General features: G+C 63.3%; 22 protein-coding genes and 1 pseudogene. 13 read left to right on the top strand and 10 right to left on the bottom strand.

Annotation, left to right across the window (positions count from 1 at the left end):
• The first annotated feature begins 89 nt into the window (after positions 1 to 89).
• Complete coding sequence (locus tag CQ14_RS40710; protein WP_057863450.1) at positions 90 to 1,748, top strand: flavin-containing monooxygenase; 1,659 nt, start codon at positions 90 to 92, stop codon at positions 1,746 to 1,748.
• A 196-nt stretch (positions 1,749 to 1,944) separates the two neighbouring features.
• Here the strand turns inward: CQ14_RS40710 and CQ14_RS40705 are convergent, their stop codons facing one another.
• Positions 1,945 to 3,096 carry an aminotransferase class V-fold PLP-dependent enzyme gene (locus CQ14_RS40705; protein WP_057863359.1) on the bottom strand — a complete coding sequence of 384 codons (1,152 nt, stop codon included), beginning with the start codon at positions 3,094 to 3,096 and terminating at the stop codon, positions 1,945 to 1,947.
• Positions 3,097 to 3,317: 221 nt separating this feature from the next.
• Between CQ14_RS40705 and yghU the strand changes: the two genes are divergently transcribed.
• Positions 3,318 to 4,211, top strand: coding sequence for a glutathione-dependent disulfide-bond oxidoreductase (gene yghU / locus CQ14_RS40700; RefSeq protein ID WP_057863358.1), 894 nt, complete (start codon positions 3,318 to 3,320; stop codon positions 4,209 to 4,211).
• A 22-nt stretch (positions 4,212 to 4,233) separates the two neighbouring features.
• Entirely contained in the window at positions 4,234 to 4,989 is a 756-nt protein-coding gene (locus CQ14_RS40695) for an alpha/beta fold hydrolase (protein ID WP_057863357.1), read from the top strand.
• Between the two features lie 100 nt (positions 4,990 to 5,089).
• On the opposite strand, the gene CQ14_RS40690 is transcribed toward CQ14_RS40695, so the two are convergent.
• The 5 genes from CQ14_RS40690 to CQ14_RS40675 all read right to left on the bottom strand — a co-directional run bounded on the left by CQ14_RS40690 (position 5,090) and on the right by CQ14_RS40675 (position 9,696).
• Positions 5,090 to 5,710, bottom strand: coding sequence for a flavin reductase family protein (locus tag CQ14_RS40690; protein ID WP_057863356.1), 621 nt, complete (start codon positions 5,708 to 5,710; stop codon positions 5,090 to 5,092).
• A 100-nt stretch (positions 5,711 to 5,810) separates the two neighbouring features.
• Positions 5,811 to 6,314 carry an immunity 26/phosphotriesterase HocA family protein gene (locus CQ14_RS43040; RefSeq protein ID WP_156435870.1) on the bottom strand — a complete coding sequence of 168 codons (504 nt, stop codon included), beginning with the start codon at positions 6,312 to 6,314 and terminating at the stop codon, positions 5,811 to 5,813.
• Positions 6,315 to 6,405: 91 nt separating this feature from the next.
• Positions 6,406 to 7,680 carry an acyl-CoA dehydrogenase family protein gene (locus CQ14_RS40685; protein ID WP_057863355.1) on the bottom strand — a complete coding sequence of 425 codons (1,275 nt, stop codon included), beginning with the start codon at positions 7,678 to 7,680 and terminating at the stop codon, positions 6,406 to 6,408.
• Positions 7,681 to 7,831: 151 nt separating this feature from the next.
• The gene (locus CQ14_RS40680) at positions 7,832 to 9,169 is read right to left on the bottom strand and encodes an amidohydrolase (RefSeq protein WP_057863354.1); all 1,338 of its coding nucleotides are present in this window, start codon (positions 9,167 to 9,169) and stop codon (positions 7,832 to 7,834) included.
• 146 nt (positions 9,170 to 9,315) lie between these two features.
• Positions 9,316 to 9,696 (bottom strand): VOC family protein, encoded by a 381-nt coding sequence (locus CQ14_RS40675; protein ID WP_057863353.1) that lies wholly within the window; start codon positions 9,694 to 9,696, stop codon positions 9,316 to 9,318.
• Between the two features lie 315 nt (positions 9,697 to 10,011).
• On the opposite strand from CQ14_RS40675, the gene htpX reads away from it, so the two are divergent.
• Positions 10,012 to 10,953 (top strand): zinc metalloprotease HtpX, encoded by a 942-nt coding sequence (htpX, locus tag CQ14_RS40670; protein ID WP_057863352.1) that lies wholly within the window; start codon positions 10,012 to 10,014, stop codon positions 10,951 to 10,953.
• Between the two features lie 446 nt (positions 10,954 to 11,399).
• Here the strand turns inward: htpX and CQ14_RS40665 are convergent, their stop codons facing one another.
• Complete coding sequence (locus CQ14_RS40665) at positions 11,400 to 12,179, bottom strand: SDR family NAD(P)-dependent oxidoreductase (protein ID WP_057863351.1); 780 nt, start codon at positions 12,177 to 12,179, stop codon at positions 11,400 to 11,402.
• Between the two features lie 161 nt (positions 12,180 to 12,340).
• On the opposite strand from CQ14_RS40665, the gene CQ14_RS40660 reads away from it, so the two are divergent.
• The 3 genes from CQ14_RS40660 to CQ14_RS40650 are packed head-to-tail and all read left to right on the top strand — an operon-like array spanning position 12,341 to position 14,497.
• A complete protein-coding gene (locus CQ14_RS40660) occupies positions 12,341 to 13,132 on the top strand; it encodes an enoyl-CoA hydratase/isomerase (RefSeq protein ID WP_057863350.1) in 792 nt (263 codons plus the stop codon).
• Positions 13,129 to 14,118, top strand: a complete 990-nt coding sequence (locus CQ14_RS40655; protein ID WP_057863349.1) for a phosphotransferase family protein — start codon at positions 13,129 to 13,131, stop codon at positions 14,116 to 14,118. The genes CQ14_RS40660 and CQ14_RS40655 overlap by 4 nt, the downstream gene beginning before the upstream one ends.
• Positions 14,119 to 14,122: 4 nt before the next feature.
• The gene (locus CQ14_RS40650; RefSeq protein WP_057863449.1) at positions 14,123 to 14,497 is read left to right on the top strand and encodes a DUF6285 domain-containing protein; all 375 of its coding nucleotides are present in this window, start codon (positions 14,123 to 14,125) and stop codon (positions 14,495 to 14,497) included.
• A gap of 150 nt (positions 14,498 to 14,647) precedes the next feature.
• On the opposite strand, the gene CQ14_RS40645 is transcribed toward CQ14_RS40650, so the two are convergent.
• The gene (locus CQ14_RS40645; protein ID WP_057863448.1) at positions 14,648 to 15,427 is read right to left on the bottom strand and encodes an enoyl-CoA hydratase-related protein; all 780 of its coding nucleotides are present in this window, start codon (positions 15,425 to 15,427) and stop codon (positions 14,648 to 14,650) included.
• Positions 15,428 to 15,649: 222 nt separating this feature from the next.
• On the opposite strand from CQ14_RS40645, the gene CQ14_RS40640 reads away from it, so the two are divergent.
• Together CQ14_RS40640 and CQ14_RS40635 are read left to right on the top strand one after the other, a co-directional pair.
• Positions 15,650 to 16,924: an acyl-CoA dehydrogenase family protein gene (locus CQ14_RS40640; RefSeq protein ID WP_057863348.1), complete on the top strand. Its 1,275-nt coding sequence runs from the start codon at positions 15,650 to 15,652 to the stop codon at positions 16,922 to 16,924.
• Between the two features lie 9 nt (positions 16,925 to 16,933).
• Positions 16,934 to 17,407, top strand: a complete 474-nt coding sequence (locus CQ14_RS40635) for a GFA family protein (RefSeq protein WP_057863347.1) — start codon at positions 16,934 to 16,936, stop codon at positions 17,405 to 17,407.
• A 110-nt stretch (positions 17,408 to 17,517) separates the two neighbouring features.
• Here the strand turns inward: CQ14_RS40635 and CQ14_RS40630 are convergent, their stop codons facing one another.
• Both CQ14_RS40630 and CQ14_RS40625 read right to left on the bottom strand, forming a co-directional pair.
• The gene (locus CQ14_RS40630; RefSeq protein WP_057863346.1) at positions 17,518 to 19,098 is read right to left on the bottom strand and encodes a fatty acid--CoA ligase; all 1,581 of its coding nucleotides are present in this window, start codon (positions 19,096 to 19,098) and stop codon (positions 17,518 to 17,520) included.
• A gap of 193 nt (positions 19,099 to 19,291) precedes the next feature.
• Positions 19,292 to 20,164, bottom strand: coding sequence for an SDR family oxidoreductase (locus CQ14_RS40625; protein WP_057863345.1), 873 nt, complete (start codon positions 20,162 to 20,164; stop codon positions 19,292 to 19,294).
• Positions 20,165 to 20,264: 100 nt separating this feature from the next.
• Here CQ14_RS40625 and CQ14_RS40620 point away from each other — a divergent pair, with 100 nt between their 5' ends.
• The 4 genes and pseudogenes from CQ14_RS40620 to ppc all read left to right on the top strand — a co-directional run bounded on the left by CQ14_RS40620 (position 20,265) and on the right by ppc (position 25,775).
• On the top strand, positions 20,265 to 21,077 hold the full coding sequence (locus CQ14_RS40620) for a crotonase/enoyl-CoA hydratase family protein (RefSeq protein WP_057863344.1): 813 nt from the start codon (positions 20,265 to 20,267) through the stop codon (positions 21,075 to 21,077).
• A gap of 137 nt (positions 21,078 to 21,214) precedes the next feature.
• Positions 21,215 to 22,417, top strand: a pseudogene (locus CQ14_RS40615) (AMP-binding protein); the annotation flags it as partial.
• Between the two features lies 1 nt (position 22,418).
• Positions 22,419 to 22,745 (top strand): AMP-binding enzyme (locus CQ14_RS47445; protein ID WP_430650258.1); only part of this gene is annotated, 327 nt, incomplete at its 5' end.
• A gap of 237 nt (positions 22,746 to 22,982) precedes the next feature.
• A complete protein-coding gene (gene ppc / locus CQ14_RS40610) occupies positions 22,983 to 25,775 on the top strand; it encodes a phosphoenolpyruvate carboxylase (RefSeq protein WP_057863343.1) in 2,793 nt (930 codons plus the stop codon).
• Positions 25,776 to 25,834: the final 59 nt, after the last annotated feature.

The raw sequence follows: 25,834 nt of genomic DNA, 5'->3' as shown, positions 1-25,834 counted from the left end.
GCAATGCCATGCCGTCGATTTGCGTCTTGCGCTTTGACGCTATCGAGAGAATGCTGACGGGCAAACAGATAATCTTTCAGGGAGCCCTCATGTCCGCTACGCCTTCCGTTACCGCCAAATCGTCCGAGAGCTACGACGTCGTCGTGGTCGGTGCGGGCTTTGCCGGCATGTATATGCTGCACCGGCTGCGCGGGCAGGGGACGACGGCGCGGGTCTATGAGCAGGGCTCGGGCGTCGGCGGCACCTGGTACTGGAACCGCTATCCCGGCGCGCGCTGCGACGTCGAGAGCATGCAGTACTCCTATTCGTTTTCGGAAGAGCTGCAGCAGGAATGGGACTGGAGCGAGCGCTACGCGCCGCAGCCGGAGATTTTGAAATACGCCAACCACGTCGCCGACCGCTTCGATTTGCGAAGGGACATCCAGTTCAATACCCGTGTCGAGCGCGCCGCGTTCGACGAGGCCACCAATCTCTGGTCGGTCTCGACTTCGGACGGCAGGACGGTGACGGCAAAATTCGTCGTGCTCGCCACCGGCTGCCTGTCGAACGCGCGGATGCCCGAGATCAAGGGCCTCGATCGCTTCAAGGGCAAGGTCTACCACACCGGTCACTGGCCGCATGAGGAAGTCGATTTCACCGGCCAGCGCGTCGGCGTGATCGGCACCGGATCGTCGGGCATCCAGTCGGTGCCTGCTATTGCCGAGCAAGCGAGCCAGCTCACGGTCTTCCAGCGCACCGCGAACTTCTCCATTCCCGCCCGCAACGCGCCGCTGACCGAGGAAGAGCGGCAGAAATTTCGCGACAACTATCCCGAGATCAGGCGCTTCGCGCGCGAAGTCGCGAAGAACGGCATCTATACCGAAATGCCCGACCGCGGCGCGCTCGATGACGGCGGCAACGAGCGCCGCGCGAAGTACGAGGCGCGCTGGAATCGCGGCGGGCTCACCTTCATGTCGGTCTATAATAACCTCGCGCTGGACAAGGCCGCCAACGACACCGCCGCCGATTTCGTCCGCGGCAAGATCGCCGAGGTCGTCAACGATCCAGAAACGGCGAAGCTGTTGCAGCCGAACAACCATCCGATCGGCTCGAAGCGCATCTGCATCGACACGGATTATTTCGCGACCTTCAATCGCCCGAACGTGACGCTGGTCGATATCAAATCGAATCCGATCGAGGAGATCACCGAAAGCGCGGTGCGCGTCGCGGGCAGGGATTACGAAGTCGATGCACTCGTGCTCGCGACCGGCTTTGACGCGATGACGGGATCGGTGGCGAAGATCGACATCAGGGGGCGCGGCGGGCAGACGCTCAATCAAAAATGGGCCGCCGGCCCGCGCACCTATCTCGGCCTGATGAGCGCCGGCTTCCCCAATCTCTTCGTCGTCACCGGCCCCGGCAGTCCGTCGGTGCTGTCGAACATGATCGTCTCGATCGAGCAGCATGTCGACTGGATCAGCGATTGCATGGCGTATTTGCGCGACTGCGGCCTCGACACCATGGAGGCGACAGTCGACGCGGAGGACAAATGGGTCGCTCACGTCAACGAGGTCGCCGCCACCACGCTCTATCCGCAGGCCAATTCCTGGTACATGGGCGCCAACGTCCCCGGCAAGCCACGCATCTTCATGCCCTATATCGGAGGGGTGGGGCCTTACCGACAGATCTGCAACGACGTTGCGGCCAAGGGGTATGAGGGCTTTGTGATGGAGCGGGCTGAGCAGCCGCGCGAGATGGTGGCGTCCTAGGTGTCGTCATTGCGAGCGAAGCGAAGCAATCCATCTCACCACGCAAAGAAAGAATGGATTGCTTCGTCGCTTCGCTCCTCGCAATGACGGCAAATGTGAACTCGTAGGGTGGGCAAAGCGCAGCGTGCCCACCATCTTGCGGCATGACATGAACATGGTGGGCACGGCGCAAGTGCGCCTTTGCCCACCCTACGCATCACGCGCGCAGCCGCCTACTCAATACCTCAACGAACCGGTCGGCGTCGGCTTCGTCATTATAGACGTGCGGCGACACGCGCATGCGGCCCAAACGCGGCGCGACGTAGACGCCCTCGCTTGCCATGCCCTCGATCAACCCCGTCGGCATTCCGCCCTTGAAGGCGAGACTCAAAACATGCGGGCTGCGCAGACGAAGCTCGGGCACGCCGACACCGAGGCCGCGCACGCCCGCCGCGATCCGCTCGGTGAGCATCGTGAGGCGTTGCTCGATGGCTGGCGCGCCCCAGTCGGCCATCATCTCCATGCCGATCGAGGCCATCTCCATCGAGATGAAATAATCGCGCTCGCCCATGTCGTAGCGACGGGCATCGCCGACGTAACCGGGATCGGTGAAATAAACCGCGTTCTCGGCGCGCACGTTGCGGCGGCCGGACGCGGTCTGCTCGAGCGGGATTCCGCCTTGGTGGCGTTTGGCGACATAGAGAAAGGCGCGGCCGTAAGGGCCGAGCAGCCATTTATAGGTCGGGAAGATCACAAAATCCGGGTCGAGACGCTTCACGTCGGTCGTCAGTACGCCGGTGCTCTGCGTCGTGTCGACAAGGAAGGCCGCGCCCTGTCGCCGCAGTGCCGCGCCTACCTTCTCGACATCGATCAGCCCGCCGTCCGACCAGTGCACCGATGAGATCGAGGCCAGGCTGACCCGCGGTGCGCCGGATCGTTCGATCGCGGCAAGCACCGCCGATGTCCAGTCGCCATCGTCAGGTTGTCGAACCGTCTCGACGGAAAATCCTTCCGCCTCGGCCCGCGTCTGCCATTCGAGCACCGGCGAGGAATGATCGTTCTCCAGCACGATCACGCGCGTGCCGCGGGCGATCGGCAGGATCTTCGCGGCCGTCGCAACGCCGTAGCTGATCGAGGGGATCAGCGCGATATCGGAAGCCTCGGCATTGATCAGCCGGGCGGCCGCAAGGCGCGCGCGCTCATTCTGCTGGCTGGCGAAGGAGGCCTCGAGCGTCCATGGCGTGCCCTTGCGAAGAACCGCTGATCGCCCGGCCTCCAGGGTTCGAAGCGGCAGCGGGCTGTAGGAGGCGGCATTGAGGTAGCAAACCTGGCGCGGTATCTCGAACAAGGCGCGCTGTGATGGGAGCATCTGGAAGGTCTCTGCTGTAGCGACACATCCATTATGGCCGATCTCTGCTACGCCAGCCACAGAAGCATTGCTCCGAGTACATCTGCGGCCGGGGGCCCATCACGCAGATATGTAGGGTAGGCAAGGCGGGTTGTGGCCACCATATGCAACACGCACATTTGCGTGGTAGGCATGGCGCAAGCGAGCCTTTGCCCACCCTGCGGCTCTGGAGATAAAAAGAAATGACCGACGCCCCCGTAAACGAACCCGCCGAATATACCCCGCCAAAAGTCTGGACCTGGAACAAGGCAAGCGGTGGCCAATTCGCCGCCATTAATCGCCCGATCGCCGGTCCCACGCATGAGGCGGAATTGCCAGTCGGCCGGCATCCGTTCCAGCTCTATTCGCTGGCGACGCCGAACGGCGTCAAGGTCACCGTGATGTTCGAGGAGCTGCTGGCCGCCGGCCATAGCGGCGCGGAATACGACGCCTGGCTGATCAAGATCGACGGCAACCAGTTCGGCAGCGGCTTTGTCTCCGTCAATCCGAACTCGAAGATTCCCGCGCTGATGGACCGCAGCGGACCGACCCCGATCCGGGTGTTCGAATCCGGCGCGATCCTGATGCATCTGGCCGAAAAGTTCGGCGCCTTCCTGCCGACGAGCGGTGAAGCGCGGGCGGAATGCCTGTCCTGGCTGTTCTGGCAGATGGGCAGCGCGCCGTTTCTCGGCGGCGGCTTTGGCCATTTCTACGCCTACGCGCCGACCAAGATCGAATACGCGATCGACCGCTACGCGATGGAGGTGAAGCGCCAGCTCGATGTTCTCGACCGCCGCCTGGCCGACAATGAATTTCTCGCCGGCAAGGACTACACCATCGCCGACATGGCGACCTGGCCGTGGTACGGCGCGCTGGCCAAGGGCCTGGTCTACGGCGCCGGCGAGTTTCTCTCGGTGCACGAATACAAGAACGTGCAGCGCTGGACCGATGCGATCGCCAAGCGCCCGGCCGTGAAGCGCGGTCGCATGGTCAACCGCATCTCGGGCGATCCGGCGAGCCAGTTGCACGAGCGGCACGAGGCCAGTGATTTCGATACGAAGACGCAGGACAAGATCGGCGAGCCGGCGAAGGCGTAGAGCGCAGGCAAGGGGAAACGCCATGAGCTTTTTCGAGAAAGGCGCCGTCCGTATTCACTATGAGGAAGCCGGCTCCGGCTTTCCGCTGCTCCTGATCGCCGGCGGCGGGCTGAACTCGAACATAACAGGCATCACCGGCGACTATCCGCCGTTCAACGCCATCAAGGAATTCGGTGACGAATACCGCTGCGTCGCCTACGACCTGCGCAACGCGCCGCCCGGCCAATCCTCCGGTCCGCTCGAGATCGACCGCCCCTGGGATTCCCACACAGATGACCAGCTCGCGCTGATGGATCATTTGGGTTTCGAAAAGTTCATGGTGCTGGGCTTCTGCATCGGCGGTCCCTTGATCTGGAATCTGATCAAGCGCGCACCGGACCGTGTGGTTGCCGCCGTGCTGGCAATGCCTTCAGGTTCGCGCCCCGAAATGCGCGACCTGTTTTACAATAACAACATGACCGGCTGGGCACCGGAACTGACAAAGCGCAGGCCCGACATCACGATGGAGCAGGCCGAGAAATTCCTGACGCGGATGTACCGCACGGATCCCGATTTCGTGTTCACGGTGACGCGCGATTTCGTGCGTCAATGTCAGACGCCAGTACTGATCCTGCCCGACGACATCCCGGCGCATCCTTATGCGGTCGCGATGGAAAGCGCGCTGCTGGCGCCGAACGCGGAGGTGAGTTTGTTTCCGTGGAAGGAGCCGAAGGAGAGGGTGCCGCTGGCAGTGCGCCAGATCCGCTCCTTCCTGCGCGCGCATCGGCCGGTTTCGTAGGGTGGGCAAAGGCGCGCTTGCGCCGTGCCCACCATTCTAACGGCTCTCATGCAAGAGGATGGTGGACACGGCGCTAACGCGCCTTTGCACACCCTACGGACTATGCCCCCGCCTTCGCCCCTTCCGCCGGCGGGAACACCACGCGGTCATCCGTCCGGCAATAGCGATCCGCGAACATGCGGCCGATCGGATGATAGCGATCCATGTGCACGCGCATCGCGGCGTGATCCCACAATTCGTCGCGGATGTGGAAGTGGATGCCTTCGCCCATCACCAGCAGGCGATCGCCGTTGACGTCGATCTCCTTCCAGGTCTTGCACTCCATCGAAAACGGCGCGTCCGCCAGCCGCGGCACCGCGATCTTCGTCGAAGGCGCCAGCTTCAGGTCCAGATAATCCGGCTCGCCGATATCGGGCGGAAAATCGCCGCTGCTCTCGTGCATCGCGAGCGCCAACGCTTCGTCAGTCATGTTGACCACGAATTCGTTCGTCGCGCGGATGTTGATCACGGTATCCTTCACCCGACCGTCGGGCCGCAGATTGGCGGCGAACATGCAGAGCGGCGGATCCTCGCAGAACACGTTGAAGAAACTGAACGGCGCCGCATTGACCACGCCGGCAGGTCCGATCGATGTCACCCATGCGATCGGCCGCGGCAGCACGAAGGATGTGAGCACCTTGTAGCGCTCGCGGGGTTTGAGGTCGCTGGGGGCGTATTGCATGTAACGAGGCTCCGCTTAGGTGGGCAAGGCGTAGCGTGCCCACCATTCGACGCGGGTGCAAGTCGAGCGGCGGCATGGCGCTTGTGCGCCTTTGTCCGTTCTACTCGCCAAGAAGCTTAGAGATCCATATCTCCGCCGCTTCGGCGCCATACAAGCCATCGCGGGCTAAATGCCCAAAATCGTTGTAGTCCGAGAGCGGTTCTGAAACGCTTTTCAGCGGGTCCACGTCAGAATACCGGATCAACCAGGCTTTCCCTGATATTGGATCGCGTCTCACAAAATTCGGCATTGGCCAGTCGACTCGTTGCCAATCCGGTATGCTGCCAACGACTCTCCATGGTCCCTTGATCAATCGAAGGTCGCCAAAGCGAATGCTCGCCAGTGCACGATCAGGGCTGAGATCATCGAGTGCTACAGGGGCTTCTCTTTCCAGTCGTGGCCCAAAAAAATATCCGAGCAGCACTCTGCCCTTTGGGGCCTTCCGCGCCACAACTCCTCGAGCAACTCCGCCATCTCGGAGCGGGATCGAGAAGACAGAACCTTCATCATAGGGCAACTTCATCTCTTCATTGGGCCCAAATTCTGATCGGAGATTGATTGGCATCGTTCAGCGCGGTGCAGAACTGGCATCGTTTGCGGAAGCAACCCCTCATCCCGACCTTCTCCCCGTGAAGAACGGGGAGAAGGGGAGGAAGTTACGGCATGCTCAGCTCGTGCCGGCCGACCACCATCCAGTGCACCTCGTCCGGACCGTCGGCGAAGCGCAGATGCCGCACATCCTGATACATTTCGCCGAGCGGGCTCCAGTGCGAAATACCGGTCGCGCCGTGCATCTGGATCGCCTGGTCGATGATCTTGCAGGTGCGCTCCGGCACCATCGCCTTCACCATGCTGACCCAGATCCGCGCTTCCTTGTTGCCGAGCACGTCCATCGCTTTCGCCGCCTTCAGCACCATCAGCCGCATCGCCTCGATCTCGCAGCGCGCCTGCGCGATGATCTGCATATTGCCGCCGAGATGGGCGATCTTCTTGCCGAAGGCTTCGCGGGTGAGGCCGCGCTGCACCATCAGGTCGAGCGCCTTTTCCGCCTTGCCGATCGTGCGCATGCAGTGATGGATGCGGCCCGGTCCGAGGCGGACCTGGGAGATTTCAAAACCGCGGCCTTCGCCCAGCAGCATGTTCTCCTTCGGCACCCGGCAATTGTTGAAGCGCAGGTGCATGTGGCCGCGCGGCGCGTGGTCGTGGCCGAACACGTGCATCGGGCCCAAAATCTCGACGCCGGGGGTGTCGATCGGCACCAGGATCTGCGACTGCTGCTTGCTCGGCGGCGCGTCGGGATTGGTCTTCACCATCACGATCATGATCTTGCAGCGCGGGTCGCCGGCGCCGGAGATGTAATATTTTTCGCCGTTGATCACCCATTCGTCGCCGACGAGCTTTGCCGTGGTCGAAATGTTCTTGGCGTCGGAGGAGGCGACGTTCGGTTCGGTCATCGCATAGGCCGAGCGGATCTCGCCGGCCAGCAGCGGCTTCAGCCACTTCTCCTTCTGCGCCTTGGTGCCGACGCGTTCCAGCACTTCCATGTTGCCGGTGTCGGGCGCCGAGCAATTCATGGTCTCCGAGGCCATCGGATTTTTCGCCAGCTCCACCGCGATGTAGGCATAGTCCAGGTTCTTCAGGCCTTCGCCGGTTTCGGCATCGGGCAGGAAGAAGTTCCACAGCCCTTCCTCCTTGGCCTTGTCCTTGGCCTTCTGCAGCACCGCGAGCTGCTCGGGTGTAAAGCTCCAGCGATCCTTCTTGCTCTCGCCAAGCCGCATGAACTCGACCGACATCGGATCGACGGTTTCGCGGATGAATTTTTTGACGTGCTCGTACAGCGGACGAACTTCATCCGACATGCGCAGATCGTTCAGTTCCTCGCCCGGATTGAGATTGTAGGTCGTGGTTCGCGGGATATAGGCGTGTTTCATGGATTATTTCCTCCCATTTGCGCGGGGATCGTTGATCCCGCGGACGCGCGCTCGGCTCGTTGGCCGGCAATGTAGACGGCGGGGAGGGGCTTGTACAAGCGCGAGCGGAGGGCCGCGATTTTCCGCCTGATGGGAAGCGGCATCGTGGCCGCTACTTCCGCCGCGCCTTGCTGTCGAACGCGCTGAGCACCGCGAGCGTCATCGCGGTGATGCCGGTTTCGATGGTCGGCCTCGGCACCGGCGCGAACAGCGGCGAATGATTGGACGGTATCGGCGGCCCGGAGCCATTGCGTGCCGCGACAAACCGTTCCTGGTCATAGACGCCGATGTTGAACATCATCGACGGCACCCCGGCGCCGGCGAATTCGGAGAAATCCTCGCTGGCCGTCACCGGCGGTGAAGTCCTGAACTTGTCGCCGAGCGCAGCCTTCAGCACATCGGCGACGGCCGCGACCACGTCGGGATCGTTCATCACCGGCTTGGTACCCTCGACGATCTTGATGTCGGGGGCAGGCGCATCCGACATCGCGGCGGCGGCCTTTGCCGTTCGTTCGATCCCGGCATGCAATTTGGCGCGGACCTCGGGCTTGTAGGAGCGGATGGTGCCGGCGAGCCGCACGGAGTCAGGGATGATATTTGGTGCGGTGCCGCCGTGAATGGCGCCGATGCTCATGACGCCGAATTCAGCCGGGTCCTTTTCGCGGCTGATCACGCTTTGCACTTCGACGATGAACCGCGCCGCGATCCCAACGGGATCGACGGTCGTGTGCGGCGCCGAGCCGTGACCGCCGCGGCCGTGGAATGTGATATCGAGGCCATCGGCGGCGGATGAGCCGACCCCGGTGCGATAGAACACCGTGCCATGAGGGCCGGGGCCGGCATGCAGGGCAAGAGCGATGTCGGGCTTGCCAAATCGCGTGAACAGGCCGTCCGCCAGCATCGCCTTGGCGCCTGCCACGATTTCTTCGGCCGGCTGGGCAATGAACATCAGCGTGCCCTGCCAATGAGCTTTCAGGCCGAGCAGTATCTTCGCCGTTCCGACCCAACTCGCCATGTGGATGTCATGGCCGCAACTATGGGCGACGAACACCTCCCGGCTCTGCCAGCTGGTCTTGTCGCGGCTGGCATAGTCGAGGCCGGTCTTCTCCTCCATCGGCAGGCCGTCGAGTTCGGTGCGCACCATGATGGTGGGCCCCTCGCCATTCCTGTAAATCGCGACCAGCCCGGTCTTGCCGACGTTTTCGGTAACGTCGAATCCCAGCGCGCGCATTTCCGCGGCGAGCCTGGCGGCGGTTTTCACCTCCTGAAAGGCAAGCTCCGGGTGGGCGTGGATTTCCTTGTAGAGCGCGTCGAGCTTTGGATAATCGCTTTCGATCGAGGCCTGGATCGCCTTCTTGAGATTAGCGACATCGAACTCGGCGTGGGCCGGTGCCAGACTTGCCGCGAGTAGTGCGGCCGACGCTGTCAATGAGATGACAAATCGATTCATGGCCCGGGCCCTCCAACCGTGATCACTTATGTTAAACCTCATGGTGAGGAGGCGCTCCTGCGCCGTCTTCAACCATGAGGCCCGCCGGTGCCCTCATCCTTCGAGACGCGGCGAAGACGCCGCTCCTCAGGATGAGGTTCGAGATGCTACGCCGGCATCCGGTGCATGGCGCAGATCTTGTTGCCGTCGAGATCGCGCAAATAGGCGAGATAGAGTTTGCCGCCCGCGCCTTGGCGAACGCCCGGCGGATTTTCGCAAGGAGTGCCGCCATTGGCGATGCCGGCCGCGTGCCAGGCGTCGGCCTGTTCGGCTGAATCAGCCGAAAAACCGATGGTGCCGCCATTGGCCGCGGTCGCCGGCTGGCCGTTGATCGGCCTGGTCACCGAGAACACCCCGGTCTTGGTGAAATAGAAGATGCGGTGGCCATCGACCTTGGCCGGCCGGACGCCGAGCGTGCCAAGCAACGCGTCATAGAACGCCTTGGCCTTTTCCAGGTCGTTGGTGCCGATCATCACATGCGAAAACATTCTTAAATTCCTCCCCGTTTTTCGAACGAACAGCCGCGATTGTCTTGCGCTTTTGTGAGGGCGCGGAACGGCCCCCCGTGCTGCCCGTTGTTGGCACTGTAGACGGCGCCGTCAGCGTTGTACAAGGAGGCGGAGGGCAACCGGCGGGAAGCCTGAGCCGGCGATTACGTTTCAGTAACCTGGTCCGAAACAGTGGTTTAGGCGCCAAACGCGGCGCCTCGACGCACCCCGGCATCTTGCAGCGCCGCCAGGGCAGTTCCTACCTCTGGGATGCCAGCCACGGCTTATCCGCCTTCAGGCTGTAGGGAGACGACAATGAGCTATCTGAAGACTGCCATTCTATTGGCCGGTCTCACCGGCCTCTTCATGGGCGTCGGCTATCTGATCGGCGGCGCCAGCGGTGCCGTGATCGCGCTCGTGATCGCCGCCGCGACCAACATCTTTGCCTACTGGAATTCGGACCGCATGGTGCTGTCGATGTATGGCGCCCATGAGGTCGACCGCAACAGCGCGCCCGACCTCGTGCAACTCGTGGCCGAGCTCGCCGGCCGCGCCGGGCTGCCGATGCCGCGCGTGTTCGTGATGGATGAGGCGCAGCCCAATGCGTTCGCCACCGGCCGCAATCCGCAGAACGCCGCGGTTGCGGTCACCACGGGCCTGATGCAACAGCTCAGCCGCGAGGAGCTCGCCGGCGTGATCGCGCACGAGCTCGCGCATATCAAGAACCATGACACGCTCTTGATGACCATAACCGCGACCATCGCGGGTGCGATCTCGATGCTGGCGCAGTTCGGCATGTTCTTCGGCGGCCATCGCAGCAACAACAGCGGCCCCGGCATGATCGGCTCGATCGCCATGATGATCCTGGCGCCGCTCGGCGCGATGCTGGTGCAGATGGCGATAAGCCGGACCCGCGAATACGCCGCCGACGATCTCGGCGCGCGCATCTGCGGTCAGCCGATGTGGCTCGCATCCGCCTTGGGCAAGATCGCGAGCGCCGCGCATGTCGTGCCGAATCCGGAAGCCGAGCGCAATCCGGCCACCGCGCACATGTTCATCATCAACCCGCTGTCGGGGCAGGGGATGGACAATCTGTTCACGACGCACCCCTCGACCGAGAACCGCATCGCCGCGCTGCAGCAGCTCGCGGCGCAGATGGGCGCGCAGGGCGGAACGCTTTCCGTCAACGACCGCGGCAATTACCCGCGCCGCGGCCCGTGGGACCGCCCCTCGGCCTCGCGCGGCCCGTGGGGATGAGCTGACGCGAAGCCGCGAAGTCGCGTAGGGTGGGCAAAGGCGCGTCAGCGCCGTGCCCACCATCCATCACCGAACGCGCTGCTTGATGGTGGGCACGCTGTCGCTTTCTCCGTCATTGCGAGCGAAGCAATCCATCTATCCCCGCGCCAAGGCGTGGATTGCTTCACTCCGCTCGCAATGACTAACCACGCTATCACCCGCGGGCACACTGCGCTCTCTCCCCCCTTGCGGGGGAGGGTAGGGGAGAGGGGTAAGCCACGGGCACCGTCTTTGCCGCCACCCCTCTCCCTAACCCTCTCCCGCAAGGGGAGAGGGAACGCACCGTTTGCGAACGGATAGCTGTGAAAGAATCGATAAGCCGCAGGACTAGTTCTGAAACCTTCATGGTGAGGAGCGCGGCAGCGTCGCGCGTCTCGAACCATGAGGCCGTTATGTCGCTGCGTACCTCAAAACGCCGTGTACCCGCCATCGATCACAAAGCAATCGGCCGTATGATACGACGACGCCTTGCTCATGATGTACACGGCGATGCCGCCGAAATCCGTGGGCTCACCGAAGCGGCGCACGGGAATCCGCGGCATCACGTTGGCGACGAATTTTTCGTTGCCCATGATGCCGGCAGTCATGTCGCTCTTGATCCAGCCGGGCAGGATCGCATTCGCGGTGACGCCGTGGCGCGCAAGCTCGACCGCGAGCGCGCGGCACAGCGCGTTCAGCGCTGCCTTGGTGCCGGCGTAATGCTCGTTGCGGGCGGTGCCGAACAGCGAGGCGAGGCTGGAGGTCGCAACCAGCCGGCCGAACTTGTCGCCGGCTTCCGCGCGCTCGGTCATGTGGCGGGCCGCTGCCTGGAAGACGTGGAAGACGCCGTCGAGATTGGTCGCGAACATTTTTCGCCACTCTTCCTCGGTGCGGTCGATGAAGGACCGGCGTCCGCCGCCGCCGATACCGGCATTGGCAAAGCAGCCGTCGACACGGCCGAACGTGTCGAGCGTCGCCTGCATCGCGGCCTTGACGGAGGCGGGATCGGTGACGTCGCAGACCTCTGTATGAACCTTGCCGGGCCCCGCCGACATGGTTGCGGCAGCGCTCTTGTTCTTGTCCGCATTGCGGCCCCAGATCGAGACGTTGCAGCCGGCAGCGTTCAGTGCCTGCGCGATACCGAGGCCGATGCCGCCATTGCCGCCGGTGATGACGGCCGTGCGGCCGCTGAGATCAAAGATGCTCATGGGATGTTTCCATTTTTTTGGGTAGCAGACTTGCGCCCGGTGGCGGGCAGATGTTCTGGCGCAAGCATGGACAACGCCGTCAGGAAAATCAAATATGGGCGCGACATCATCAGGTCTTCCGCGCAGCGAAATAGCGCGTAAACGCAAGTCAAGAGGAAACAATGCAATTCAAGCACGTCACGCTCGATTTCGACGGCCCGGTCGCCGTTCTCAAGCTCGACCATCAGGAGGTCATGAACGCGGTCTCGATGGACATGCTGGGCGGACTTGGCGAGGCGCTCGATGAGATCGACGACAAGCGCGACGAAGTCCGCTGCGTCGTGCTGACCGGTGCCGGGCGCGCCTTCTGCACCGGCGCCAATCTGCAGGGCCGCAACAACCAGAAGCCCGGCAAGAGCAATGCCGGGCAATCGCTGGAAATCGGCTTTCATCCGTTCCTGCGGCGGCTGCGCCGGTTGCATTGCCCGATCGTGTCGGCGGTCAATGGCCCCGCCGCCGGCGCCGGGATGAGTTTTGCATTGATGGGCGACATGATCCTGTGCGCGCGCTCGTCCTATTTCCTGCAGGCGTTCCGCCGCATCGGCCTGGTGCCGGATTGCGGCTCGACCTGGCTGTTGCCGCGCATGATCGGCAAGGCCCGTTCGGTCGAATTGTCCTTGATGGGCGAGCGGCTGCCGGCGGAGAAGGCGCTGGAATGGGGCCTCGTCAACCGCGTCTATGACGATGCGGTCTTGATGGAGGAGGCGATGAAGCTCGCGCATGACCTCGCCAACGGTCCTACGATCGCGCTGTCGCTGATCCGAAAACTCTATTGGGACAGCCCGGAAAATTCCTTCGAGGAACAGCTCAACCTCGAATTCGAATCGCAACGCATCGCGGGCGCGGCGGAAGATTTCAAGGAAGGCGTCACGGCGTTTCTCGAAAAGCGCCCCGCCAAGTTCAAGGGCAAATGATCGAGGACCAACTCGGACGCTGCGTCGCCTCCTGGTATAAGGGGGCGACCGGCGTGACTGGGGCCGCCAAACTCTCCGGCGGCGCCAGCCAGGAGACCTGGACGTTCGACATCGTTCACCCCGGCGGTAATTTCGGCGCGATCCTGCGCCGTGCGCCACCGGGCTATGGTGCCTCGCCATCGCCGTCGCGCGCTGCCGGCCTCGATGCCGAAGCGGTGCTAATGCAGCTTGCGTACGATGCAGGCCTGCCGTCACCGCGCGTGATGCACGTGCTGACGCCGGAGGAGAGGCTCGGTCGGGGCTTCATCATGGCGCGGGTGGAGGGCGAGACCCTTGCGCGCAAGATCCTGCGCGACGAAGAATTTGCCCAGGCAAGACCGCTGCTCGCGCGACAGCTTGGCAGGATCGCCGCCGGCATACACAGCCTTCCGCGAGCAAGGCTGCCGAACCTGCGCAGCATGACCGCAACAAGAGAGATCGCGGACCTCGATCGCGAATACCGGGGCGCCGACTGGCCCCGTCCGGTGTTCGAACTCGCGCTACGCTGGCTCGCCGACCACGATCCCGGCCCGTCGCGCCAGGTCACGCTGGTGCATGGTGATTTCCGCAACGGCAATCTCATCATCGGCCCCGATGGTGTGCGCGCGGTACTGGACTGGGAACTCGCGCACTTCGGCGATCCGATGGAAGATCTCGGCTGGATCTGCGTCAACTCCTGGCGTTTTGGCGAGATCGACAAGCCGGCCGGTGGGTTTGGCTCCCGCGAAGATTTGTTTGCAGGTTACGAAGAAGCCGGCGGCAAAGTTGATGCGGATCGTGTGATGTTCTGGGAGGTGATGGGCACGCTGCGTTGGGGCATCATGTGCGGCCGCATGATGCAGCGATTCCGCAACGCCCCGGATCATCCGATGGAGCAAGCGGTGATCGGGCGGCGCACGTCGGAGACGGAGATCGATCTGTTGCGGTTACTTGCGCCGCGAGGGTGATAACATGCAGGACGAACCGACACCCACCGAACTGATCAAGGCGGTCGCGGACTTCCTCCGCAACGAGATCGTCCCTCAAATCAAGGGCCACAACGCGTTCAAGCTCCGCGTCGGCATCAACGCGCTTGATCTGGTGACGCGGCAGTTGGCGCTGGAGCAGGGGAGCGATGCGGCGGAGGCCGAGCGGTTGAAGCAGTTGCTCGGCATGGACGGCGCGCTGATCGACCTCAACCGCGCGCTATCGGAGAAGATTGCAAAGGGCGAAGTCGATCTAGCAACGCCGGGGCTGGCAGAACACCTCTGGCAGACCACGATGGACAAACTCGCCGTCGATCAGCCGAATTACGCGTCGTACAAGCGGGAGTTGGGGAATAAGTAGGCCAGTGACCAACTCTCCCGTCATTGCGAGGAGCGCAAGCGACGAAGCAATCCATCTATCCCCGTGTTGAGGCNTCGCGGAGCCTGTCATCGGGCGGCGCTTCGCGCCGACCCGTTGGCTCGCAATGACGGGGATCGACCGTCGCGATCCTTACCGTCCCAGCCATTTCGGCGGCCGCTTCTCCGCAAACGCCTTCGGCCCTTCGATGTAATCCTGCGAGGCCGCCATCGCCTTCACCGCGGGATATTCCCGCTGCTCGGCGATCGCCTGCTCCAGCGATCCATCGAGCCCGCGCTGGATCGCCTGCTTGGAAGCACGGATCGACATCGGCGAGTTCTTGCAGATCGTCTCGGCCCAGCGTTCGGCCGCGGCCAGCGCTTCACCGGCGGGAACCACCTCATTCACGAAACCGAGCTCGAGGCCCTCCTTGGCTGAGACGTGGCGCGCGGTGAGGATCATGCCCATGGCGCGCTTCAGCCCGATCTGGCGCGGCAGCCGGTGCACGCCGCCGGCGAGCGCGGCGAGGCCGACGCGCGGCTCGGGCAGGGCAAACGTCGCGTTCTCCGCGGCGATGATGAGATCGCAGGCCAGCGCGATCTCGAACCCGCCGCCCATCGCGACGCCGTTGACGGCGGCGATGATCGGCTTGTCGCAGTCAAAGCGCGAGGTCAGGCCGGCGAAGCCGCCCTTGTCCCAGCCGCGTTTTCCCCCAGCCGCCTGCCATTTCAGGTCATTGCCGGCACAGAACGCCTTGTCGCCAGCGCCGGTGACGATCGCGACCCATTGCTCGGGGTCCGCGGAGAAATCGTCGAACACCTTGTTGAGTTCGAAATGCGCGTCGATATGCAGCGCATTGTACACTTCCGGCCGCGACAGCGTGATGATCGTGATCGGCCCCTTGCGCGTCACCTTGGAGAATTTCAGGTCCATGTTGGCTCCCATGTTGATTTTCTGCGGCGAAGAATATTGACCACGATCATAGCGCGAGGCGCGCGCCTGAAACCATCCAATTACGCAAGGCCCCCGCGCATGCCAAGGTCAATTCCGTTGCTTGACTTGGAGGCGGTCTTCTCAGCTAAATCGATCCGAGCAGGAGCGCTCTCGTAGCGCCTAAACGCAAAAGCAATAAACGACATTTCCGGGAGAGATGCCTTGGATTTCAACCTGCCTGCCGACCTCACGGCCTATCTCGACGAACTCGATCGCTTCATCGCACGCGAGATCAAGCCGCTGGAGGAGGCCGATGACAACATCCGCTTCTTCGATCATCGTCGCGAATGGGCGCGCACCGATTTCGAAAAGGGCGGCCTGCCGCGGCATGAATGGGAAGCGCTGCTGCGCAAGGCGAAGAACCTCGCGGATGCCGCAGGCCACCTGCGCTTTGCGATCCCGAAGCGCTACGGCGGCAAGGACGGCTCCAATCTCTGGATGGCCGTGATCCGTGAGCACTTTGCGTCAAAGGGCCTCGGCCTGCACAACGACCTGCAGAACGAGCATTCGATCGTCGGCAATCTGCCGCTCGTCACTATGCTCGACCGCTACGGCACCGACGAGCAGAAGGCGATGATCGAAGGTTCAATCACCGGGAAATACCGCATCACCTTCGGCCTCACCGAGCCCGATCACGGTTCGGACGCGACGCATATGGAAACCAGGGCGGTGCAGGCGACCCGCGACAACGTCAAGGGCTGGATCATCAACGGCCAGAAGATGTGGACGACCGGCATGCATGTCGCGACCCACTGCGCGCTGTTTGCCCGCACGTCTGGCAATGACGGCGATGCGCGCGGCATCACATGCCTCCTGGTGCCGGCGAAGAGCGAGGGCGTGAAGGTCGAGGAATACATGTGGACCTTCAATATGCCGACGGATCATCCGCGCGTCAGCTTCACGAATGTGTTCGTGCCTGAAGATGCGCTGTTCGGCGAGATCGGCCGGGGGCTGTCACTGGCGCAATGTTTCGTGCATGAGAACCGGATCCGGCAGGCGGCGAGCTCGCTGGGCGCGGCGGTCTATTGCATCAATGAAAGCGTGAAATACGCGCGCGAACGAAAACCGTTCGGCAAGGCGCTGGCCGAGAACCAGGCGATCCAGTGGCCGCTGGTCGAACTGGCGACGCAGGCCGAAATGCTGCGGCTGTTGATCCGCAAGACCGCCTGGGAGATGGACCAGCTCACCCAGGCGCAGGTCGAGAACACGCTGTCCGACCGGGTCTCGATGTGCAACTACTGGGCAAACCGGCTGTGCTGCGAGGCCGCCGACCGCGCCATGCAGGTGCATGGCGGCATGGGCTATTCGCGCCATAAGCCGTTCGAGCATATCTACCGCCACCACCGCCGCTACCGCATCACCGAAGGCAGCGAGGAAATCCAGAAGCGCAAAGTGGCGGGATTCCTGTTCGGATATATGGGGGCGGGGAAGCACTAGGGGGTAACGATGGAAGGTGGATGCACGTGCCGGCATGTCCGCTATCGCCTGAATGGCAGGCCGATGATCGTGCATGCCTGCCACTGCACCTGGTGCCAGCGCGAGACGGGCACGGTGCACGCGCTCAATGCGATGTACGAGGCCGAGAGGGTCGAGCATATCGGGGCTGAGCCCGAGATCGTCGTGACGCCGTCGGCGAGCGGCAAGGGCCAGCGCATCGCCCGCTGCCCGGTCTGCAAGGTCGCGGTCTGGAGCAACTATCCGGGATTTGGCCCCGCCGTGCGGTTCGTGCGTGTCGGCACCATGGACGATCCCGGCCAGTGCCCGCCGGATATTCACATCTTCACCTCCACCAAGCAGCCCTGGGTGACGCTGCCGCCAGGGGCGAAGGCGGTCGCCGAGTTCTACGATGTCAACGAGGTCTGGTCGGACGAGGCCAAGGCGCGGCGGCGGGTGTTGCGGGAGAAGGCGGGGAAGAAGTAGGCGCTGCTGCCAACACCGTCATTGCGAGCGAAGCGAAGCAATCCATATCACGGCATAACGGATAGATGGATTGCTTCGTCGCTTGCGCTCCTCACAATGACGACGGTGGCCTAATTCACCTGCCGGTCCTTGCCCGCCCAATAAGGCTCGCGGAGATTCCGCCGCAAGATCTTCCCTGACGGATTGCGCGGCAGCGCTTCGAGAAAATCCACCGACTTCGGCGTCTTGAATCCGGCGATGCGCTCGCGTGTGAAATTGATGATGTCGGTGGCGCTCGCCTGCTTGCCTGGCTTCATCACCACGACCGCCTTCACCGCTTCGCCCCATTTGTCGTCGGGGATGCCGATCACGGCGGCTTCGGCGACATCGGGATGATCGCAGATCGCGCTCTCGACTTCGGCCGGATAGATGTTTTCGCCGCCGGAGATGATCATGTCCTTGATGCGATCGTGGATGTAGAGGTAGCCGTCCTCGTCCATGTAGCCGGCGTCGCCTGTGCGCAGCCAGCCGTCGCTGCCGAGCGTCCTGGCGGTCGCCTCCGGCAGGTTCCAGTAGCCCGCCATGTTGGAGCCGGAGCGGGTGGCGATCTCGCCGACCTGGCGCGGCGGCAACTGGTTGCCGTCGGGATCGAGGATCGCAAGCTCGATGCCGGGCAGCGCCTTGCCGGCCGAGCGCATGCGCTCCAGCCCCTCGACATGGTCTTCGGGCGGAAGGGCGACGATGGTGCCTGTTGTCTCGGTCATGCCGTAGAGCTGCACGAAGCCGCACTTGAACACCTCGATGCACTCCTTCAGTAGCGCAGCCGGAATTGGCGAGGCGCCATAGAGCATGTGTTTCAGACGGGAGAAATCGACCTGCCGCGCCCGTGGCTGCCGCACAACGAACTGCATCGCGGCCGGCACCATGAACAGTTTGGTGACGCCGGACTGCTCGATGAAGTCCAAAACCTTGGTCGGATCGAATTCGCGCGCGATCACGCTCCTGGCGCCGTGATAGATACCCAACACGCCCCAGCCGGAGCCGCCGATATGGAAGACCGGCATCGCCACCAGCGAGACGTCATCCGTCGTCCACTTGTTCCATTCCGGCTTCTCGGCCGCGTTGCCGGCGGTTGCGAGGTTGAGGAAGTTGGCATGCGACAGCATCGCGCCCTTGGGTTTGCCTGTAGTGCCCGAGGTATAAAGCTGGATCGCAATGTCCTTCGGGCTGATCGCCACCTTCGGATCGTCACCGCTGGCCGCATCGCGCCAGGCGATAAAATCCTGCCATTCCGGCGCGCCGCCCTCGGTCGTGATGATGGTGCGGACATCAGGGAGTTGCGGCTTGATATTGCGGACCTGGGTGATGAACTCAGGCCCCACGAACAGCACCGGCGCCTTGCAGTCGCCGACGATGAAGGCGATCTCGGGGCCCGCGAGGCGCCAGTTGACCGGCGCCATTACGACCTTGGCCTTCATCGCACCCATCAGCAGCTCGAAATAGAAGTCGCTGTTCTTGCCGAGGTAGGCGATCCGCTCGCCCGGCTTGACGTCCATCGCGATCAGCGCGTTGGCGACGCGGTTGGTCCTGACGTTGAATTCGGCAAAGCTGGTCTGGCGTCCCTCGAATTCGTAGGCGATGGCGTCACCGCGCGTTCTGGCGCGTTCGCGCACCATGTGGACAAGGTCGGTCGATTCCTGCGAAGCGGACATGTCACTCCCGTATCGTCTTGTTATCGTTACGCGGAGTTTGGCGGTATCGCGCGGCAAAGACAATACGGCTCAGTCGTTCCTGCGAAAGCAGGAACCCATACGCCGCGGCTCGTCGATGACAGGACGCGGTTAGTTGCCTTCGCAATAGCTGGCGCTGGTGGTTATGGGTCCCTGCTTTCGCAGGGACGACAACCTACCCCCTGGCCGCGCGGTCCTTCTCGTTCTGTGCCTTGATCGAGTCGCGCGCCTTGTTCCAGTCGTCGTCGCTCCAGTCGCGCAACTGATAGAAATTACCGCCCATCGCCAGCGCCTGCGCGCCGTCCATGGCGATGGTTTCGCCGTTGATCCAGTCGCAGCCGCCGGAGATCAGGAACACGGCAAGATTCTGCAGTTCCTCCATGGTGCCGACGCGGCCCATCGGGTTCTGCGCCCGGGTTCGCGCGCCGGCTTCGTCGCCGGGCTTGATGCGCTTGCTCATGCCCTCGGTCGGGATTTCGCCGGGCGCGATGGTGTTGAGGCGGATGCCGTGCTTGCCCCATTCCACCGCGAGCGACATCGTCATGGCGTGGATCGCCGATTTGCTCATCGCTGACGGCACCACGTAGGGCGAGCCGTTGCGTACCCAGGTCACGGTGATCGACACCACGTTGCCGCGGTGACCTCCGGCGATCCAGCGCCGTCCGACCGCATGCGTCACATAGAAGGTGCCGTGCATCACGATGTTGGCGACCGCATCGAAGCCGCGCGGCGAAAGCTCTTCCGAGCGCGAGATGAAATTGCCGGCGGCGTTGTTGATGAGGTCGGTGAGGGGCCCCGACGTCCAGATCTGCTCGATCATCTCATCGACGGCCATCGCATTGCGGATGTCGACGCCGTGGCTGACCACGCGCCCGCCATGCAGATCCATCAATTCGGTTGCGGTCTCGTCGCACACAATTTTGCGGCGGCCGCAGATGTGGACCTCGGCTCCCAGTTGCAGGAACCGCGCGGCCATGGACTTGCCGAGGCCGGTGCCGCCTCCGGTCACGAGAATGCGTCGCCCGGCGAGAAGCTGATCGTTGAACATCGTTTCCACCCACGGGATTGTCTGTTAATTGGTCGATTGACTAAAACCGGACAATTCCGTTCTGTAAAGCCGCAACAGGGCTATCTGCGAGGAGATTTTCATGGAGCAACGCGTCTCGATCTCGATTTCGGACAGTATCGCCGATGTCCGGCTGGTGCGGGCCGACAAGATGAACGCGCTCGATGCCGCGATGTTCGAGGCGCTGGTGGCGGCGACCGAGCGGCTGGCGCGTGAAAAAGGCGTCCGGGTGGTAGTATTGTCGGGGGAGGGACGGGCGTTTTGCGCCGGTCTCGACATGGGGCGCTTCCAGGCCATGAAGGAAAACGGCGGTAACGGGATCGCCGGTGGCGAGAAACGCGATCTGACTGCACGCACGCATGGTCTCGCGAACTTTCCGCAGCAGGCGGTCTGGGGCTGGCGCCAGCTTCCGGTGCCGGTCATTGCCGCGATCCAGGGCGTGGCGTTCGGCGGCGGGTTCCAGCTCGCGCTCGGCGCCGACATGCGCTTCCTCACGCCCGACGCGCGGATGTCGATCATGGAAATCAAATGGGGCCTGGTGCCCGACATGGCGGGCACGCCGATCCTCGCCAGCCTCGTCCGCGACGATATTTTGCGTGAGCTGACCTATACCGGGCGCATCTTCTCGGCGCAGGAAGCGATGAGCTACGGCCTCGCGACGCGGATCTGCGACGATCCGCGCGCGGCGGCCTTCGAAGTCGCGCGCGAAATCGCCGGCAAGAGCCCCGATGCCATCCGCGCCGCCAAGCGCATGCTGAACAAGCTCTCCGTCGATCCGGCTCCGGCGCTGCTGGCTGAATCCGTCGAGCAGCAGAAACTGATCGGCAGCCCCAACCAGACCGAGGCGGTTCGCGCCAATATGGAAAAACGCCCGCCGCGCTTTGCGGAGGCTTAGACTTCGACCTCATCCCGAGGAGCCGCGCAAGCGGCGTCTCGAGAGATGGGCCACGGACCTCATGGTTCGAGACGCGCCAAGACGCGCTCCTCACCATGAGGGTCACACAAAACCCGGCAGCAGATCGGAAAGAGACAATGTCTATCTCGCCCTTCCTCGGCATCATCAGCGGCCCGCGCCGCCGCACTCACGACGAGGTCGCCGAGCGCAGTGAGCGCATCGCCAGCGGTCTGCAACAACTCGGCGTCAAGCAGGGCGACAGCGTCGCCATGTTGATGCGCAACGACATCGCTTTCATCGAGGCGGCCTATGCCGCGATGCGGCTCGGGGCCTATGGCGTGCCGGTCAATTGGCACTTCAAGCCGGAAGAGATCAATTTTGTGCTGAAGGATTCCGGCACCGCGGTGCTAATCGCGCATGCCGACATGCTGCATCAGTTGCGCGAGGCCATCCCGCCCGGCGTCACGGCGCTCAGCGTGCCGACGCCGCCTGAAATTATTGCCAGCTACAGGATCGATCCGGATCACCTCGCGACGCCCGACTTCGCGATCGATTTTGAATCCTGGCTGAAGCAGCACCCGCGCTATGACGGGCCGGCGGTGCCGCAGCCGCAGAACATGATCTACACCTCGGGCACAACGGGCCATCCCAAGGGTGTTCGTCGTTTCGCGCCTACGCCGGAGCAGACCGCCAATGCCGAACGCATGCGCGCGATGATCTATGGCCTGAAGCCTGGCGCCCGCGCGCTGCTCCCGGGGCCGTTGTATCATTCCGCGCCGAATTCCTTCGGCCTGCGTGCCGGCCGGCTCGGCGGCGCGCTGGTGATCATGCCGCGTTTCGATGCGGAAGAATTTTTGCGCGTGATCGAAACCGAGAAGGTCGACACCATCTTCATGGTGCCTACCATGTTCATCCGCCTGATGAAGCTGCCCGAGGAGGTGCGCAAGAAGTATGACATGTCGTCGCTGCGCCATATCATCCATGCCGCCGCGCCCTGTCCGGCGGACGTCAAGCGCGCGATGATCGAGTGGTGGGGGCCGGTCATTTACGAATTCTACGGCTCGACGGAATCAGGCGCCGTCACCTTCGCCACTTCCGAGGATGCGCTGAAGAAGCCGGGCACGGTCGGCAAGATTTCGCCCGGCGCGGAGCTGCGCTTCATCGGCGATGACGGCAGGGAATTGCCGCAGGGCGAGATCGGCGAAATCTATTCGCGCATCGCGGGCAATCCGGATTTCACCTATCACAACAAGCCGGAGAAGCGTTCCGAGATCGATCGCGACGGCTTCATCACCTCGGGCGATGTCGGCTATATCGACGCCGACGGCTACGTCTTCATCNCGCGACATGGTGATCTCGGGCGGCGTCAACATCTATCCGGCCGAGATCGAGGCGGCGCTGCATGCGATTCCTGGCGTGCACGATTGCGCGGTGTTCGGCATTCCCGATGCGGAATTCGGGGAGGCGCTGATGGCGGTGGTCGAGCCGCAGCCGGGCGTGACGCTCGATCTTGCTTCGATCCGCAGCCAGCTCAAGGTCTCGCTCGCCGACTACAAGGTGCCGAAGCATATCGAAATCCAGTCCGGCCTGCCGCGGGAAGATTCCGGCAAGATCTTCAAGCGCCGCCTGCGCGATCCCTTTTGGGAGCGGGCCGGGCGGAGGATTTAGCGATATCCAATGCTCGTCGTCCCGGCCAAGCGAAGCGCGAGCCGGGACCCATAACCACGAATGTTTGTGGTTCGCGAAGCTGGAGCCCTCAGCGCATGTAACCACTGCGCCCGGTGGCTATGGGTCCCCGCTTTCGCGGGGACGACGGATAGCTGCACCGCCTCCATCTTTATCTTGCACTGCGGCAAAAAAATTGCACACTCGGGACAGCCGGGCTGTTCCTGAGGTGGCGAGCCAATGTCTTCCCAGATCATGCCTTCCGAGATCGAAGTCCGGTCCAACCGCAGCGACGAAGCGCTGGCGCTGGAGGAAGATGCCCGGCTGCGGACCGATATCCGCCTGCTCGGCCGGATTCTCGGTGATACCGTTCGTGATCAGGAGGGTGCCGATGTGTTCGACCTCGTCGAGCGTATCCGGCAGACCTCGATCCGGTTCCATCGCGACGAGGACAGGCTGGCGCGGCGGGAACTCGAGACCATCCTCGACAGCATGTCGACAGCCGATACCGTGCGGATCGTCCGCGCCTTCAGCTATTTTTCCCACCTCGCCAACATCGCCGAGGACCAGAACAACATCCGTCAGATGCGCGGTCGAGGTCCCGGCGGGCCGCGGCCGAGCGCGCTAACCCAGACGTTGGCGCATGCCAAGACGGCCGGGATCAGTGCGGCCGAGCTCCGCCGCTTTTTCAAGGAAGCCCAGGTCAGCCCGGTGCTGACGGCGCACCCAACCGAAGTCCGCCGCAAGAGCACGATCGACCGCGAGATGGAAATCGCCGGCTTGCTCGACCGGCGCGAGCGCGTCCAGCTCACGCCGGAGGAGGCCGAGGCCTGCGACGAGCAGTTGCGCCGCGCCGTGCTCACGCTGTGGCAGACCAACCTGTTGCGGCGAACCAAGCTGACCGTGCTGGACGAAGTCTCAAATGGTCTCTCCTTCTACGACTACACCTTCCTGCACGAGGTGCCGCGGCTGCATAGCGCGCTGGAAGATCGGCTCAACCGGGAGGAGGGCGGCACGCCCGGCGATCTGGCATCGTTCCTGACCATGGGAAGCTGGATCGGTGGCGACCGCGACGGCAACCCGTTCGTCACCGCCGACGTCATGCGCGGCACGCTGCGCCTGCAGTCGAGCCGGGTGATGAGCTTCTATCTGGAGGAATTGCACGTCCTCGGCTCGGAACTCTCGCTGGCGGCGCATCTTGCCGATGTCTCTGAAGAATTGCGCGCCCTGGCCGGGCGCTCGCCCGACTCCTCGCCGCACCGAAGCGGTGAACCGTACCGCCTTGCGGTCTCAGGAATCTATGCGCGGCTGACCGCAACGGCGCTGAAGCTAGAGATCGAGACGACAAGGCGGCCGGTCGGCGAGGGCGCGCCGTACGAGAGCGTGCGGGAATTCAAGGCCGATCTCGATGTACTCGATCGTTCGCTGATTGCGAATAATTCCGGCGTGATCGCACGCGGTCGTTTGCGCCTGCTGCGCCGCGCAGTGGATTGTTTCGGCTTCCACCTCGCGCGGCTTGATATCAGGCAGAACTCCGCGGTGCATGAGCGCACGGTGGCCGAACTGTTCGATGCGGCAATCCCCGGCATGTCCTATCTGGACTTGAACGAGGAAGCCCGCGTCAGCCTGCTGTTGAGCGAACTGCGCAGCGCAAGGCCGCTCAGCTCGGCCTTCGTCAGGTACAGCGACGAAACGCTCAGCGAACTCGCGGTGTTCCGCGCGGCAGCAGAGGCCCATGCCCATTTCGGCCCCGATGTGATCCACCAATGCATCATCTCGATGTGCAAGGGCATGTCCGACATGATGGAGGTGGCGGTGCTGCTGAAGGAGGTTGGGCTTATCAATCCCTCCGGCCGCAGCGCCATCAACATCGTACCGCTGTTCGAGACCATCGAGGACCTGCAGGCCTCATCCGGCATCATGGACCGGATGCTGTCCCTCCACGATTATCGCCGGCTGGTGGACAGCCGCGGCGGCATACAAGAAGTGATGCTCGGCTATTCCGACAGCAACAAGGATGGCGGCTTCGTCACTTCGGGCTGGGAGCTCTACAAGGCCGAGATCGGCCTCGTCGACGTGTTCGAGCGCCATCACGTGCGGCTGCGTTTGTTCCACGGTCGCGGCGGATCGGTCGGCCGCGGCGGCGGGCCGAGTTATGACGCGATCATCGCGCAGCCCGGCGGCGCGGTGAACGGGCAGATCCGCATCACCGAACAGGGCGAAATCATCTCAAGCAAATATTCCAATCCCGAGGTCGGCCGCAGCAATCTGGAAATCCTTGCCGCGGCGACGCTGGAAGCGAGCCTGCTGCACCCGCGGCAGAGTGCGCCGCGCAAGGAATATCTGACCGCGATGGAGGAACTGTCCGCGCTGGCCTTCAAGGCCTATCGCGGCCTGGTCTACGAGACCGAAGGTTTTGCGGATTATTTCTGGGGCTCCACCGTCATCACCGAAATCTCGACGCTCAACATCGGCAGCCGTCCGGCGTCGCGCAAGAAAACCCGCGAGATCGAGGATCTTCGCGCCATTCCCTGGGTGTTCAGCTGGGCGCAGTGCCGCTTGATGCTGCCGGGCTGGTACGGTTTTGGTTCGGCGGTCGAGACCTGGATCGCCGAGCATCCGGAGCAGGGCATGCCGTTCCTGCAGGAGCTCTACCGCGAATGGCCGTTCTTCCGCACGCTGCTGTCGAACATGGATATGGTGCTGGCCAAGAGCTCGATCGCGATCGCCTCGCGCTATGCCGAGCTGGTGCCTGATGTCGCCTTGCGCGACAGCATCTTTGGCCGCATCCGGCGCGAATGGCATTCCTCGATCGAGACGCTGCTCGACATCATGGGGCACGAACGCCTGCTGCAGGGTAACCCGCTGCTGGACCGCTCGATCCGCAACCGCTTTCCCTATCTCGACCCGCTCAACCATGTGCAGGTCGAACTGTTGAAGGAGCACCGCGCGCAGAACCCGGATGAGCAGGTGCTGCGCGGGATTCAGCTCACCATCAACGGGATTTCGGCGGGCTTGCGGAATAGCGGGTGAGGGGGCGCCACTCCCTCCGCCGTCGTCCCGGCCTAGTGCGCAATTGCGCACGGGCGCCG

It is taken from the genome of Bradyrhizobium lablabi, from assembly GCF_001440475.1.
GTDB classification, from domain to species: domain Bacteria; phylum Pseudomonadota; class Alphaproteobacteria; order Rhizobiales; family Xanthobacteraceae; genus Bradyrhizobium; species Bradyrhizobium lablabi.
The sequence above is the reverse complement of the archived record's forward strand: the minus strand, read 5'-3'. Positions and strand labels throughout refer to the sequence as shown.

Bases quoted from the DNA above. Each gene is read 5' to 3' on its own strand.
- CQ14_RS40710 (WP_057863450.1), top strand. From the start codon at position 90: ATGTCCGCTACGCCTTCCGTTACCGCCAAATCGTCCGAGAGCTACGAC.
- CQ14_RS40705 (WP_057863359.1), bottom strand. From the start codon at position 3,096: ATGCTCCCATCACAGCGCGCCTTGTTCGAGATACCGCGCCAGGTTTGC.
- yghU (WP_057863358.1), top strand. From the start codon at position 3,318: ATGACCGACGCCCCCGTAAACGAACCCGCCGAATATACCCCGCCAAAA.
- CQ14_RS40695 (WP_057863357.1), top strand. From the start codon at position 4,234: ATGAGCTTTTTCGAGAAAGGCGCCGTCCGTATTCACTATGAGGAAGCC.
- CQ14_RS40690 (WP_057863356.1), bottom strand. From the start codon at position 5,710: ATGCAATACGCCCCCAGCGACCTCAAACCCCGCGAGCGCTACAAGGTG.
- CQ14_RS43040 (WP_156435870.1), bottom strand. From the start codon at position 6,314: ATGCCAATCAATCTCCGATCAGAATTTGGGCCCAATGAAGAGATGAAG.
- CQ14_RS40685 (WP_057863355.1), bottom strand. From the start codon at position 7,680: ATGAAACACGCCTATATCCCGCGAACCACGACCTACAATCTCAATCCG.
- CQ14_RS40680 (WP_057863354.1), bottom strand. From the start codon at position 9,169: ATGAATCGATTTGTCATCTCATTGACAGCGTCGGCCGCACTACTCGCG.
- CQ14_RS40675 (WP_057863353.1), bottom strand. From the start codon at position 9,696: ATGTTTTCGCATGTGATGATCGGCACCAACGACCTGGAAAAGGCCAAG.
- htpX (WP_057863352.1), top strand. From the start codon at position 10,012: ATGAGCTATCTGAAGACTGCCATTCTATTGGCCGGTCTCACCGGCCTC.
- CQ14_RS40665 (WP_057863351.1), bottom strand. From the start codon at position 12,179: ATGAGCATCTTTGATCTCAGCGGCCGCACGGCCGTCATCACCGGCGGC.
- CQ14_RS40660 (WP_057863350.1), top strand. From the start codon at position 12,341: ATGCAATTCAAGCACGTCACGCTCGATTTCGACGGCCCGGTCGCCGTT.
- CQ14_RS40655 (WP_057863349.1), top strand. From the start codon at position 13,129: ATGATCGAGGACCAACTCGGACGCTGCGTCGCCTCCTGGTATAAGGGG.
- CQ14_RS40650 (WP_057863449.1), top strand. From the start codon at position 14,123: ATGCAGGACGAACCGACACCCACCGAACTGATCAAGGCGGTCGCGGAC.
- CQ14_RS40645 (WP_057863448.1), bottom strand. From the start codon at position 15,427: ATGGACCTGAAATTCTCCAAGGTGACGCGCAAGGGGCCGATCACGATC.
- CQ14_RS40635 (WP_057863347.1), top strand. From the start codon at position 16,934: ATGGAAGGTGGATGCACGTGCCGGCATGTCCGCTATCGCCTGAATGGC.
- CQ14_RS40630 (WP_057863346.1), bottom strand. From the start codon at position 19,098: ATGTCCGCTTCGCAGGAATCGACCGACCTTGTCCACATGGTGCGCGAA.
- CQ14_RS40625 (WP_057863345.1), bottom strand. From the start codon at position 20,164: ATGTTCAACGATCAGCTTCTCGCCGGGCGACGCATTCTCGTGACCGGA.
- CQ14_RS40620 (WP_057863344.1), top strand. From the start codon at position 20,265: ATGGAGCAACGCGTCTCGATCTCGATTTCGGACAGTATCGCCGATGTC.
- ppc (WP_057863343.1), top strand. From the start codon at position 22,983: ATGTCTTCCCAGATCATGCCTTCCGAGATCGAAGTCCGGTCCAACCGC.